The organism is Wenyingzhuangia gilva, assembly GCF_030519655.1.
In the GTDB taxonomy this organism is placed as follows: domain Bacteria; phylum Bacteroidota; class Bacteroidia; order Flavobacteriales; family Flavobacteriaceae; genus Wenyingzhuangia; species Wenyingzhuangia gilva.
This window is the reverse complement of the sequence record NZ_JAUMIT010000001.1, coordinates 163336-177537: the sequence shown is the minus strand read 5'-3', so window position 1 is coordinate 177537 and position 14202 is coordinate 163336. Positions and strand designations below refer to the sequence as shown.

The following is a 14202-nucleotide window of genomic DNA, read 5'->3' as shown; positions in this document are numbered from 1 at the left end:
AATAAAAGCCAATTCATCATTTTTTTGAATTGGCTTTTTTATTGAATAATAATTATGAAAAAAATATCAGAAAATACTGTTGGTGTATTGATTGCTTTGTTGGCAGTATTTCTATTTTCGTCTAAAGCAATTATTGTAAAATTAATTTATGATTTTCAACTCCCAACCGTTCATATTCTTTTGTTAAGAATGTTGTTTGCCTTGCCTTTTTATTTGGTGATTTTGGGAGTTAAAAGAAATGAAGTGAAAGTAGGCTTAGAAAAAAAGCATTATTTGTGGCTAGTTCTTTTTGGAGTGATTGGTTATTACATAGCAAGCTTTTTTGATTTTTATGGATTAAAGTTTTTATCAGCAAGTTTGGAACGAATTATTTTGTTTGTGTATCCAACTTTGGTAGTACTAATAGGAGCGTTATTTTTAAAAACCAAAATTACCAAACAACAAATTTGGGCAATTATAATCACTTATTTTGGCGTCTTTTTAACTTTTGCTTCAGAGTTGCAAATCAATCATGATGATCATTTGTTTTTAGGGGCAGGGCTCATTTTTATGAGTGCTTTAACTTATGCCTCATATTTGGTGGGAAGTGGTTGGTTGATACCTAAATTTGGAACCATTCGTTTTACCTCAATGGCTATGGTTGTGGCTTGTACTTCCGTAATTATACATTATTTAATTACAGATAGACAGTCTGTTTTAAATTATCCAGCAGAGGTATATCAATACGAGATACTGATGGCTGTTTTTTGTACTGTTTTGCCTTCTTATTTGGTGTCTTATGCGATTCAGAAACTGGGAGCTTCCAAGTTTGCTATTATTGGGAGTATCGGACCCGTATTTACTATTTTATTAGCAACTATTGTTTTGGGAGAAAGTATTACTTTTATACAAGCAATTGGAGTTGTAATTGTAATTTTGGGAGTAAGAATTGTATCAAAAAAAGAACGATGATTGCGTTAAAAACCTGTTGATAATTCAATTTTAAAGACCGTCGGTAAAGACGAATAAAACCTTAAATTTAACAAGAACCTAAATCAGAGCTTTGTTCATGAGTGAAGAAACAAAATATACCGAAGACAATATACGATCGTTAGACTGGAAAGAACATATTAGAATGCGACCAGGGATGTATATTGGGAAACTAGGGGATGGATCCTCTCAGGATGATGGGATTTATATTTTGATCAAAGAGGTGATAGACAACTCCATTGATGAATATGTGATGGGCGTTGGGAAAACCATTGAAATTTCTGTAAAAGACGAAGTGGTTAAAATTAGAGATTACGGTCGTGGAGTTCCTTTGGGAAAAGTAGTGGATGTAGTTTCTAAAATGAATACAGGAGGAAAGTATGATTCTCGTGCTTTTAAAAAATCTGTAGGGTTAAATGGTGTTGGTACCAAAGCAGTAAATGCGTTGTCTAGTAATTTTTCTATTCAGTCTATTCGTGATGGACAAACCACCACAGCCGAATTTGAAAAAGGAGAATTGATTCATCAAACACCTTTGGAAGCGACGACCATTCGAAGAGGAACAAGAGTTATTTTCCATCCAGATCCAAGTATTTTTGTGAATTACAAGTTCAGAAGTGAATACGTCATCAAAATGATAAAAAACTATGTGTACCTAAATCCAGGTTTGACCATAGTTTTTAATGGTGAAAAGTTTATTTCAGAAAATGGATTGAAAGATTTGTTGGAAGAAAATATTCACGAAGATACTTTGGCATATCCTATTATTCATTTAAAAGGAGATGATATAGAAATTGCCATGACTCACAGTAAAACGCAATACAGTGAGGAATATCATTCTTTTGTAAACGGACAACATACTACGCAAGGAGGTACACATCAAAATGCGTTTAGAGAAGCAGTGGTAAAAACCATTAGAGAGTTTTTTGGTAAAAATTTTGAAGCTTCGGATGTTCGTAAATCTATCGTAAGTGCCATCGCAATTAAGGTAATGGAACCTGTTTTTGAAAGTCAGACCAAAACCAAGTTGGGATCTACCGAAATGGGAGGAGATTTACCAACGGTGAGGACTTATATTAACGATTTTGTTAAAACCAATTTAGATAATTATTTACACAAAAATCCTACCACTGCAGAAGCTATTCAACGTAAAGTAATGCAGGCAGAAAAGGAACGTAAAGAATTGTCTGGAATTAGAAAAATAGCTAGAGAACGTGCCAAAAAAGCAAGTGTACACAATAAAAAACTTCGTGATTGTAGAATCCATTTAGAAGATTCTAAAAAAGAAGGACACCTAGAAACTTCTTTATTTATTACCGAGGGAGATTCTGCAAGTGGTTCTATTACCAAGTCTCGTAATGTAAATACCCAAGCGGTATTTAGTTTAAAAGGAAAGCCTTTAAATTGTTATGGGTTGACTAAAAAAATTGTGTACGAAAATGAGGAATTTAACTTACTGCAAGCAGCTTTAAATATTGAAGACGGAATAGAAAATTTAAGATATAACAACGTGATTATTGCGACCGATGCCGATGTAGATGGTATGCATATTCGTTTGTTATTGATTACTTTCTTTTTACAATTTTTTCCAGAGGTGATTAAAGAAGGTCATTTATATATTTTAGATACCCCTTTGTTTAGGGTAAGAAATAAAAAAGAAACCATTTATTGTTATTCCGAAGAGGAAAAACAAAACGCGATAGAAAAATTAACAGGAAAAGCAGAAATCACACGATTTAAAGGGTTGGGGGAAATTTCACCTGATGAATTCCAGCATTTTATTGGAGATAATATTCGTTTAGATCCTGTGATGTTAGACAAAGAACAGTCTATAGAATCTATGTTAGAGTTCTACATGGGTAAAAACACACCAGACCGTCAAGAATTTATTATCGACAATTTGAAATATGAGTTGGATATTATTGAAGAGAATTAGTCTCTAAAAAATAAATCGACATTAACGTAAAGAAGTAAAACATAAACACCAGTTGCAACTATATGCAAGACGACATCAACAAGCAAGAAGAAAACGAATTTGAAAATCATAAACCGGTAGAAAGTCAAGAGACCATTACCAAAGTTACAGGAATGTACAAAGAGTGGTTTTTAGACTATGCTTCTTACGTAATCTTAGAACGTGCAGTACCAGCCATTGCAGACGGTTTTAAACCTGTGCAAAGACGTATTATGCAATCTATGAAAGACTTAGATGATGGACGTTACAACAAAGTAGCCAACTTAGTAGGACACTGTATGCAGTATCATCCTCATGGTGATGCTTCTATTTCTGATGCCATGGTACAAATTGGTCAGAAAGAATTGTTGATAGACATGCAAGGGAACTGGGGGAATATTCTTACAGGAGACCGAGCAGCAGCAGCTCGTTACATAGAAGCCCGTTTGTCTAAGTTTGCTTTAGAAGTAGTTTTTAATCCAAAAACTACCGATTGGCAAGCTTCTTATGATGGTCGTAGAAAAGAACCTATTAATTTACCTGTAAAATTTCCAATGCTATTGGCACAAGGAGGTGAGGGAATTGCAGTAGGGTTATCAACCAAAATATTACCACACAACTTTAATGAACTGATAGATGCTTCGATTAAAATATTAAGAGGAAGAAGCTTTACTTTATTTCCAGATTTTTTAACTGGAGGAGTAATTGATGTTACCAATTATAACGATGGTACCAGAGGAGGAAAAGTAAGAGTGAGAGCAAAAATTTCTCAGTTAGATAAAAAAACTTTAGTGGTAAACGAAATTCCATTCGGAACTACCACTTCAACTTTAATAGAATCCATACTAAAAGCAAACGATAAAGGGAAAATTAAAATCAAACAAATAGAGGATAATACTGCTAGAAACGTTGAGATTTTAATTCACTTACCACCAGGAGTATCACCAGATAAAACCATTGATGCTTTATTTGCTTTTACCAATTGTGAAGTGTCTATTTCTCCTTTGTGTTGCGTTATTCAAGATCATAAACCTGTGTTTATTGGAGTTTCTGATATTTTGAAAATATCAACCAATAATACTTTACACTTGTTAAAACGTGAATTAGAAATTCAGTTAGGTGAGTTGCAAGAAAAATGGCATTTTGCTTCTTTGGAACGTATTTTTATAGAAAATAGAATCTATCGTGATATTGAAGAAGAAAGTACGTGGGAAGGAGTCATTTCTGCTATTGATAAGGGATTAAAGCCACATATATCACATTTAAAAAGAGCCATTACAGAAGAAGATATTGTTCGTTTAACAGAAATTAGAATCAAGCGAATTTCTAAGTTTGATATCGACAAAGCCAAACAAATTATTGAAAGTTTAGAAGATGAAATTGCTCAAGTGCAACATCATTTAGAGAACTTAATAGAGTTTGCTATTGATTATTTTAAGAGTTTAAAAGAAAAATACGGGAAAGAAAAACCTCGTATGACAGAAATTAGAACTTTTGATGATATTGAAGCAACCAAAGTGGTAATGCGTAACGAAAAATTATACGTAAATAGAACTGAAGGTTTTGTGGGTACTTCTTTAAAAAGAGATGAGTTTGTAGCGGATTGTGCAGACATAGATGACGTAATTGTATTCCGAAAAGATGGAACCATGATCGTAAGTAAAGTGGCTCAAAAAACCTTTGTTGGTAAAGATATTATTCATGTAGCCATCTTTAAAAAAGGAGACAAGCGTACTATTTATAACATGATGTATCGTGATGGTCGTTCTGGTCCAAGTTATATGAAACGTTTTAATGTAACGAGTATAACCAGAGATAAAGAGTACGACTTAACAGCTGGAAACAAAGGTTCTGTAGTTTGGTATTTTACTGCCAATCCTAATGGAGAAGCAGAAACGGTTTCTGTAGAATTAAAACCATTGGCCGGGTTAAAGAAATTAAAATGGGATATAGATTTTTCGGATTTAATGATTAAAGGACGTTCTTCAAAAGGGAACTTAATTACCAAGTATCCTGTCAAGAAAATTGAGTTTAAATCTGCTGGAACTTCTACTTTAAAACCACGTAAAATATGGTTTGATGATACTGTACAACGTTTAAATGTTGATGGAAGAGGAGAGTTGTTAGGAGAATTTACAGCCAAAGATAAATTGTTAGTTGCTACACAATCTGGAAAAATAAAAACCATTACTCCAGCTTTAACCACACATTTTGAAGATGACATGGTAGTGCTAGAAAAATGGGAACCAAACAAACCTATTTCTGCTATTTATTATGAAGGGGAAAAAGAAAAATATTACGTAAAACGTTTTGTGATAGATCATCCAGACAAGGAAGAGTTTTTTATTAGTGAACATCCAAAAACACAATTACAAATTGTAGTGACCGATTATAGACCTAATGTTGAGGTGGTATTTAGCAAACGTAATCTTGAGAATTTGGTTATTGATTTAGAAGATTTTATTGCTGTAAAAGGAATTAAAGCTTTAGGAAACCAATTAACTGATGATAAAATTAAATTGGTGAATAGATTAGAACCTTCTCCTTATAGCCCTGCTGAAAATGATATTGAAGTAGAGGACGAAAAGGAGATTAATGGAGATCAGCCAACGTTATTCTAGTTTTTTAAAAAAAGTAGTTTCATCGTTAGGTAACAACTCCCCTCTGGTGCTCGAATACTCGAGTACCTTTATTGTAATTAGCGTTTCCTAACGCGAGTGTGTGGCAAGCATTATAATAGTACTCGAAAAGATTCGAGCACCAGCGTATATTGCTTTTTTGTAGCTTAATGTAGTTTTATTAAATTGAGAACAAAAAAGCGATGTCGGAAAAATACAAAGTAATAGATAGTGCTGTACCAACTTTTATAAGCTGTACTTTTGTACAGTGGACAGATATTTTAACAAGACAAAACTATATGAGTATTATTGATGAGTCTTTGTTATTTTGTAAAAAAGAAAAAGGATTAAGAGTTCACTATTATGTTTATATGACAAGCCATATTCATTTAATTGTGACTTCTGTAAAAAATGAAATACAAGAGATTGTCAGAGATTTTAAAAGATATACCAATAAAAAAATTATTGAAGCTATACAAGATATAGGGGAAAGCAGGAGAGAATGGATATTGGCCAAGTTTGCGTATGAAGCAAATAGAACCAAAAGGGCAAACCAATATAAGGTTTGGAAAGATGGATTTCATCCTATTATTTTAAATACCTCAAAAAAATTAAATCAACGAATAGATTACATACATAAGAATCCTGTTGACGAAGGATTTGTTTCAAGTCCACAATATTGGAAAAACAGTAGTTATAATTTTTATGCTGACGATTTAAGTTATGAAGGAGGAATAATACTTACAAATTTGTTTGATTAGAATTTTATTAAAAACAAAAGGAATAATAAAGGCACTCGAAAGGATTCGAGCACCAGAGTGAGTAGGGAAATAAATGCAGAAAACAACAACAATGAGAAGCTTATTAATAATGTTTTTTACCTTTTCATATCAATTTAATATTGAATTTTTCGAAAGTAAATTTTTAGAAGGAACCCCTCATAAAAGAGATATTAGTTCGGACAGTATACAGATAAAGTATTGGGACTCTAATAAAGTGTTTGAATATAAATTTAGTATTATAAATGATTCTATATATAATTACAGTCTTAAAGGAAAATCTACTTTGATTAATAAAATAAAGGTTGAAAAAATTAAGAAATATATTAACATGTTTTTTGAATCAAAAAACAAGCAAATTGAATTAGATAGGATAAAAAACAAAGGTTTTTTAGACATAGGAACTTACTCAGAATTAAAGATATTATTTTTTGTAAATGGTTATATTGTCCAAAAAGAAGTTGTCATACTTGGAAGCGATACTCATAAAATAATTTACAGCTCTGAGTTTATGAACTTTTTAAAAATAATACGAAATATCTGTGAGTCTATTGACACAAAACATCTATAAATATAATAAACCTATAAAATTTTGCATGCTCCCCACTAGCCCCCTCTGGTGCTCGAATGTTCGAGTACCATTACCATAATTAGCGTTTCCAAACGCTAGTTATTGCAAGATATAGAAATTAAGTCTTTAAATTTTGTAAGAAACAGAAGGAATAAATAAGGTCCTCGAAAGGATTCGAGCACCAGACAAGATGGACAGTCTAGGTTATTCCAACCTCTTAAAAAAAGTAGTTTCATAGTTAGGTAACAACTCTGGATGACAAATTTTAATAAAATCTTTTAGAATTAAATCGGGTCTTAAGGCACCCAATTCAAAAAATACTAGTCCACCAGTCTCACCAATAGTATTTGTGTACGTATAAATATTGTTGGTGCTAAAAGGTTTAAAACTTGTGTAGTGTTTATTGGTGTTTGCTAAGGCTTTTTTATCAAGAGCATAACCAGGAGCAAACCAAAAATCTGCATCTTTAGCTTTAACAAATACTTCTTCAAATTGTAAAGCCAAACTTCCTGTGCTCTCTGTGTTTTGCCAATAATAATTAGTTCCCGCATCTTTCATAATTTGTGCTACATAACTATCTCCAGCAGGAGTGTACCAAATATCATTGTAAATTCCTCCGTATAAAACATTGGGCTTATTAATGTTGTTAGGAATTGTTTTTAAGGCTTTTTGATAACTATCAACAATTTGATGAAACACCAAATCGGCTTCTTTTTCTTGATTTAAAAACAAGGCAAAAAACTTAATCCATTCTGCTCTACCCAAAGGAGTTTCTTCTAACCAACTAGCATCAATCACAATTGGGATTCCAGCTTTTTTTAAAGTCGTAAAATTTTTGTTCACATTGTTCACGGCAAAAGCAAATAAGATATCAGGCTGAATATCCAAAACCATTTCGGTATTCATATGTTCTTCATGTCCAACATCAATAATACTTCCATTGTCAATTAAAGCTCTTGTTTTTGGAGAAGATACAAACTTTGTGTTTGGGTATCCTTTTAATAAAGTTTCACTTTTTAGGGCTTCTAAAACAGGGATTTGAGTAGTAGAAGTCGCGATTATTTTTTTTAAAGGAGTATGAATCACAATTTGATTTTCATGACTTGGCTTGATAACCGTATCTCCTTTAATAATAATATATTCATAGGGAGTTGTGGCTCCTTTGTATGGCGTTTTTACAATAGCCTTGATGTATTTTTCGTATTTTTCATACACAAATCCTTTGGCAAATTCTGGTTTGATAAGAGCCTTGTTTTCTGTTTTTTTAGTTGCCTTGGGTTGACAAGCAATAAGGGTACATAAAATAAATAGAGGTGTAAAAAACTTCATGTTTAAAGAATTTGATATTGGTTGGTTTCAGTATCTATTTGTACAATAGTTCCGTAAGGAATTTTAAAATCAAAAGAATCTGTTAAGTCTGTTTTTGTAATGTGTGCTAAAATACTTCTGATGACCCCAGCATGAGTAACCAGTGCTGTTTTGTCTTTTTTGATGTTTTGGTAAACCGACAAAACTCTTAAATATAAATCCATATAACTTTCTCCATTAGGAACAGGAACGTGAACAAAATCTTTCATCCAAGGATCAATTTCTTGTTGTGGAATTTTATTCCAATCCATCAATTCCCAATCTCCAAAATCTAATTCTTTTAAATTGTCATCTATTGTAAAATCAGTTTTTATTTTCGCAGCAAGGTTAGTACATCTCTGTAAGGGACTACTTATTACTTGTTGGATATTGATATTCTTTAGTTTAGAAATCAAAAAATCAGATTCTTCTTCAAAGCTATCAGAAAGAGGAATGTTTGCTTGTCCGTAGCAAATACCTTTGTCAATATCGGGTGTGGTATGTCTTATTAAATATAGATTCATAGAATAATTAATAAGCTTAAATAAAAGACGACTTCTGAAACTTGTTGTGTAGCACCGGCACAATCACCTGTATGCCCACCAATCCATTTGTGAAAATATTTTGCCAACATGTATTTTGATATCATCACAGGAGTAAAAGCAAGAAATACATAAAAATTAAAAAAGAAAATCAAGGGAATGATGGCAAAGATTCCACTAATGATAACGTCTTTTAATTGAATACCAATAGCCGATGGTTTTACTTTACTTTTATCAATATCTTGCACATAAGGTTCCGTATAAATAAGTGTGGTTGCAGCAAATCTACTAATAGCGTGTCCTGAAATTAAAGCAATAATATAAGTGTGAATATTAAATTCGGATAAAGCATTGAATTTAATCGCTAATAACAATCCTAACCCTACAATTCCATAAGTTCCCACTCTAGAATCTTTCATAATGGTTAAGATTTTTTCTTTGGTCCAACCGCCACCAAAACCATCGCAAACATCTGCAAAACCATCTTCGTGAAAAGCACCTGTAATCCAAATGGTTCCTGCCATACTTAGCAGTATAGAAATAGCATCGTTAAAAAGAAATTCGGCTAAATAAAACACCAAAGCTCCAAAAGCTCCAACTATAATTCCTACCAAAGAAAAATATCGACTACTTTTGGCTAATATTTCAGGAGAATGGTCTATGTTTTTAGGACAAGGAATTCTTGTGAAAAACATAATGGCAGTCAAGAAAATAGCAATTTCTTTTTTCATATTAACTCAATTTATTGGTCACACTAGCACTTTCAAAACTAGCCATTTCGTTTAAAAAGTTTACGGCAGATTGTACCAACGGATAAGCCAAAGCAGCTCCTGTACCTTCACCTAATCGCAGTCCAATATTTAAAATGACATCTGCTTTTAAAAATTGTAACATTTTGGTGTGTCCTTGTTCATCTGAACAATGAGAAAAAATACAATTATCAGTTACAGATGGTTCCATGTCATGGGCGGCTAACAAAGCAGAAGTCACAATAAATCCATCAACTAAAATGGTCATGTTTAATGCTTTTGCTTGTAATATTGCTCCTGTAATCATGGCAATTTCATAACCTCCAAAAGTGGCTAAAATCTCCAAAGGATCCGTAATATTAGGATGTGCTTCTTGAGATTTTCTTAAAACAGCAGTTTTTACTCTAATAGCATCATTGTTTAATCCTGTTCCTTTACCCACGCATTTACTGATATCAGTATTGGTATATGCACTCATTAGTAAAGAGGCGGAAGAAGTATTCCCAATTCCCATTTCTCCAAAACCAATCACATTGGTCCCCTCGGCAAATTGTTTGGTAACCAATTCTTTTCCTTTGTTAATTGCTTTTTTACAATCCTCAATACTCATGGCTGGTTGTACAGAAAAATCGGCAGTTCCTTTATTGATTTTGGCATCAATTAAATGGGGAGTTTTCCCGAAATCGTAATTTACACCAGCATCAATAATTTTTAAATGGATATGGTGTTGTTTACAAAATATGTTGATGGCTGCTCCACCATTTAAAAAGTTAAAAACCATTTGGGTGGTGACTTCTTGTGGAAAAGGACTCACAGGTTCGGAATTTACAATTCCATGGTCTCCTGCAAAAACCAAAATAGCAGGTTTAGATAAAATAGGAGAGGTGGTTTGTTGAATTTGTCCCACTTTAAAGGCTATTTTTTCTAAAATACCTAAAGATCCCAAAGGTTTGGTTTTGGTGTCTATTTTATGTTGTAAAGTTTCTTGAAAATTCATGTTGATTTTATTTTAAAGTCATTGGAAGTCCAGAAACCATAAAGGTTGCTTTGTCGCTTAATGTAGCAATTTCTTGATTTACCCAACCTTGTAGTTCGGTGAATTTTCTTGATATTTCGGTATTGGCATGCACCCCCATTCCTATTTCGTTAGATATAATAATCAAGGTGGCATTTATTTCTTTTAACTTGCTTAACTCCTCTTTTACCAATGATAAACTTTTGGCTACATCATATTTTGTATCGGTATAAAAATTGGTGAGCCATAAGGTAACACAATCAATGACTACCACCGACTTCTCTGGAATAACAGAACTTAAATGTTTTTCTTCTTCAAGGGTGGTCCATCGCTCATCTCTGTCAGAAACATGTCTGTCTACGCGTTTTTTAAAATCTTCATCCCAAATTCTAGAAGTGGCTAAGTAATAAGGATTTGGACTTAGTTTTTCAGCCAATTTCTGTGCATAGCTACTTTTGCCAGAACGTTCTCCTCCTGTGATATAATATATCATGTCAAATTTTTGAACAAAGATTGGTAAGTTTTTTAAGATTAAAAAAATATATCTGTAAAAAGAATTTACTTTAGCAATCTTAAAATTATTTTTTATGAAAGTGTCTTCTTTTATGCCAGCAGTTACTCAAATTATCTATGATTTGGGTTTGCAAAATTTGTTAGATGGAATTACGTTTGAGTGTCCACAAATAGCTTTAAAAGAGAAAACACCTGTGGTAAGATGTGTTTTAGAAGGGAAAAATTATACCAGTGACGAAATCAATACCTTGTTCTCTAATAGTAAAGCCACGGGAGAAAGTTTATATTTTGTTGATGAAGTTGCTTTGGCTAAAATTGCCCCTGATGTAGTGTTTACTCAAGATGTGTGTGACGTTTGTCAGATAGACACCGAATGTGCCTCTTTAGCGGTACATAAATTAGAGAAGATTCCTGAATTGATTTCTATCACTCCACAATCTTTAGAAGATGTATTTGAGAATGTCATTACCATCGCAAAAGCTTTAGATCAAGAAGTTTTAGGGAAAGACCATGTTACTTTTCTTAAGAATAAAATTGCAGATATAGTTGACAAGCAACGTGAGGCTAGGGTAATGCCCAAAAGTGTGATGTTGTTAGAATGGATAGATCCATTGTTTAATTGCGGACATTGGATTCCTCATCAAATAGGCTATGCAGGAGGAATTGATTTATTATCACATCCTTCGGGAGATAGCATTGTTATCGATTGGCAAAAAATAGTAAAATACAATCCAGAAGTTTTGGTCATTGCTCCTTGTGGATATTCCCAAGAAAGAACTTTAGAGGATATGAAGTTTTTAGAAGCTAAACCTGAATGGAATTCTTTAAGAGCTGTACAGAACAAGCAAGTCTATTTAGCCGATTTTGATATGTTTACGCAATCATCTGCTAGTACATTGGTAGATGGAATTGTGGTATTATCAAAAATATTTCACCCTACAGTTTTTACTGAACCTACAGGGTTGGAAAATAGATATTGTAATTATTTTGATAAAAAATAATTGAGAACTAAAAAAACAACGTAAATTTGCCACGATTTTGGTTTTTATGCTATTCAAGAAATTGAGAGCTAAAATTAAAAGGGAATCTTGTTAAAATCAAGAACTGTCCCCGCAACTGTAAGCTTAGCCCAATAGGGTGCTTGTTACATTCTTAGACCACTGTTTTATAAAATGGGAAGGTAGTAATAAGACGCAAGTCAGGAGACCTGCCACAATCATAAATATAAATTCTTTCGGGAGCAAAGGAAATTTATGATAAAACTATGTAATGCGTTTTTTTTAATAAGCATGCTTTGGTGTGCTGTAACCTTAGCTCAAAATGATACTATCAATCGTTTGGGTAAAGTTACCATTGTGGCCGATTCTTATGTAAGAAATAATGTAGTTGGTCAAAAAGTTACCCTTATAACAGGTGAGAATATTGTAAAAAACCCAACAAACCTAACAGAAACTTTAAGATTTAATTCTGTAGTAGCCATTAGAGATTATGGAAATGGAGGGACAAGCTCAGCTCGTTTTAGAGGAACTTCGGCAGCTAACACAGCTGTTTTGTGGAATGGAATTAACGTAAATGCTATTGGAAATGGACAAACAGGATTAAATAGTTTGTCTTTAAATACTGCTGATGAAATTGTAATTAAAAGTGGAGGAGGTTCTGTAAAATATGGTTCTGGGGCTATTGGAGGTTCTATCCATGCAAACGATAATCTGTACTTTCACAAACATCAAAACTTTCAATTGTTTAGTTCTTATGGAAGTTTTAATACGACTTCTAATTTTTTCAAAACCAATTTGGGAACTGAAACATGGGCAATAAAACTAGGAGCAAATTTTAATAAATCTGATAATGATTATGATTTGATTGACGATAGGTATAAAGATACAGATGGTAATTATTTAAAAAACAGTAATGGTGATTATGAAAATTACGGATTGAATTTAAGTGTAGGATATCAGTTTTCAGAAGGAAATTCGTTAAGTTTTTATACCACCGGTTTTAAAGGAGATAGATTGTTTTCGGGAGAATTACCAAATCCATCTGGAGCTAATGAAAAATATATAGATTTAAATCAGCGTAATTTAGTAGTTTGGGATGTTCAGAAAAATCAGTTTTCTCATGTTTTTAAATCAGCGTTTTTAACTCAAGAATATCGATATTTTAGTGATAAAAACAATATAGATTACGATTACGGAAAGTCAAAAAGATGGTTGTTTAATTATGATTTTACATATCATCTAACTAAAAACACCGCTATTAATGCCTTTTTAGATCTTCAAAATATCAAAGGGAAAACAAATCAAATTTCTGAAAAAACAAGAGAACAATACGCTTTTGCGTTGGGTTTTAATTCTATTCTTACTAAGCAATGGAGATATAATTTAGAACTAAAAAAAGAATTCAATTCTGCCTTTACAGTTCCTGCTGTTTTTTCTTTGGGAAACAATTATGCGTTAAATGATACAAATGAAATTCTTTTAAATATTTCAACCAATTACAGAGTACCTACCCTAAATGATTTGTATTGGCCAGGACAAGGAAATACAACTTTAATTCCAGAACATTCAAAACAGGTAGATGTAGGCTATCAATATAAAAATGATTGGTTTACAATTAAAAGTACTTTGTTTTATATGAATGTTGATAACAAAATTATTTGGACTCCAAATAATAATTCAGGAGTTTGGAAACCGATGAACTTAAATGAATCTCTCCATACAGGAGCTGAGTTTTTTGGAGGATTTTGTTATTCTTTTTCAAAAAACCATTCTGTTGATGTTGCTACAAATTACATCTATACTGTGGCAAAAGATGCAGAGACAAATAAAGAGCTCATTTTTGTGCCTAGACATTTATTTAATGCCACTGTAAATTATCAAAATAATATTTTTACAGCATATGCACAGAATTTAAGTCAGAGTAAAGTATATACTACAGAAGATAATATTGACACTCCCGGGGCAGTGTTAAATGCATTTACTGTTTTTAATGCAGGAGCAGGAGTCTCGTTGTTAAAAAAAGGAACCAAATCTTTACATGTTATACTAGCGGTTAAAAATATTTTTAATCAGTTGTATTTATATAGTGTTTCAAGACCTATGCCTGGAAGAAATTATAACCTAAACATCAATTATAAATTTTAAAA

At 32.4% G+C, this 14202-nt stretch carries 12 protein-coding genes and 1 riboswitch; of the genes, 7 read left to right on the top strand and 5 right to left on the bottom strand.

The window, feature by feature from the left end; all coding sequences use genetic code 11:
- Nucleotides 1-54 precede the first annotated feature (54 nt).
- From QVZ41_RS00740 to QVZ41_RS00720, 5 genes are all read left to right on the top strand, one after another.
- Complete coding sequence (locus tag QVZ41_RS00740; protein WP_302882644.1) at nucleotides 55-951, top strand: DMT family transporter; 897 nt, start codon at nucleotides 55-57, stop codon at nucleotides 949-951.
- Nucleotides 952-1048: 97 nt separating this feature from the next.
- Entirely contained in the window at nucleotides 1049-2905 is a 1857-nt protein-coding gene (locus tag QVZ41_RS00735; protein WP_302882643.1) for a DNA topoisomerase IV subunit B, read from the top strand.
- 62 nt (nucleotides 2906-2967) lie between these two features.
- Nucleotides 2968-5544 carry a DNA gyrase/topoisomerase IV subunit A gene (locus tag QVZ41_RS00730; RefSeq protein WP_302882642.1) on the top strand — a complete coding sequence of 859 codons (2577 nt, stop codon included), beginning with the start codon at nucleotides 2968-2970 and terminating at the stop codon, nucleotides 5542-5544.
- A gap of 200 nt (nucleotides 5545-5744) precedes the next feature.
- Nucleotides 5745-6302 (top strand): transposase, encoded by a 558-nt coding sequence (locus QVZ41_RS00725; protein WP_302882641.1) that lies wholly within the window; start codon nucleotides 5745-5747, stop codon nucleotides 6300-6302.
- A gap of 91 nt (nucleotides 6303-6393) precedes the next feature.
- Nucleotides 6394-6891: a hypothetical protein gene (locus QVZ41_RS00720; protein ID WP_302882640.1), complete on the top strand. Its 498-nt coding sequence runs from the start codon at nucleotides 6394-6396 to the stop codon at nucleotides 6889-6891.
- A 204-nt stretch (nucleotides 6892-7095) separates the two neighbouring features.
- On the opposite strand, the gene QVZ41_RS00715 is transcribed toward QVZ41_RS00720, so the two are convergent.
- The 5 genes from QVZ41_RS00715 to QVZ41_RS00695 are packed head-to-tail and all read right to left on the bottom strand — an operon-like array spanning nucleotide 7096 to nucleotide 11037.
- Nucleotides 7096-8220: an ABC transporter substrate-binding protein gene (locus tag QVZ41_RS00715; RefSeq protein WP_302882639.1), complete on the bottom strand. Its 1125-nt coding sequence runs from the start codon at nucleotides 8218-8220 to the stop codon at nucleotides 7096-7098.
- A 2-nt stretch (nucleotides 8221-8222) separates the two neighbouring features.
- Nucleotides 8223-8762 carry an alpha-ribazole phosphatase gene (cobC, locus tag QVZ41_RS00710; protein ID WP_302882638.1) on the bottom strand — a complete coding sequence of 180 codons (540 nt, stop codon included), beginning with the start codon at nucleotides 8760-8762 and terminating at the stop codon, nucleotides 8223-8225.
- A complete protein-coding gene (locus QVZ41_RS00705; RefSeq protein ID WP_302882637.1) occupies nucleotides 8759-9511 on the bottom strand; it encodes an adenosylcobinamide-GDP ribazoletransferase in 753 nt (250 codons plus the stop codon). The genes cobC and QVZ41_RS00705 overlap by 4 nt, the downstream gene beginning before the upstream one ends.
- A 1-nt stretch (nucleotide 9512) precedes the next feature.
- Nucleotides 9513-10526, bottom strand: coding sequence for a nicotinate-nucleotide--dimethylbenzimidazole phosphoribosyltransferase (gene cobT / locus QVZ41_RS00700; protein ID WP_302882636.1), 1014 nt, complete (start codon nucleotides 10524-10526; stop codon nucleotides 9513-9515).
- A 7-nt stretch (nucleotides 10527-10533) separates the two neighbouring features.
- Complete coding sequence (locus QVZ41_RS00695) at nucleotides 10534-11037, bottom strand: bifunctional adenosylcobinamide kinase/adenosylcobinamide-phosphate guanylyltransferase (protein WP_302882635.1); 504 nt, start codon at nucleotides 11035-11037, stop codon at nucleotides 10534-10536.
- 94 nt (nucleotides 11038-11131) lie between these two features.
- Between QVZ41_RS00695 and QVZ41_RS00690 the strand changes: the two genes are divergently transcribed.
- The gene (locus QVZ41_RS00690; RefSeq protein ID WP_302882634.1) at nucleotides 11132-12058 is read left to right on the top strand and encodes an ABC transporter substrate-binding protein; all 927 of its coding nucleotides are present in this window, start codon (nucleotides 11132-11134) and stop codon (nucleotides 12056-12058) included.
- A 21-nt stretch (nucleotides 12059-12079) separates the two neighbouring features.
- A riboswitch (cobalamin riboswitch) is annotated at nucleotides 12080-12286 on the top strand.
- Between the two features lie 24 nt (nucleotides 12287-12310).
- On the top strand, nucleotides 12311-14200 hold the full coding sequence (locus tag QVZ41_RS00685) for a TonB-dependent receptor plug domain-containing protein (RefSeq protein WP_302882633.1): 1890 nt from the start codon (nucleotides 12311-12313) through the stop codon (nucleotides 14198-14200).
- The last annotated feature ends 2 nt before the right edge of the window (nucleotides 14201-14202 follow it).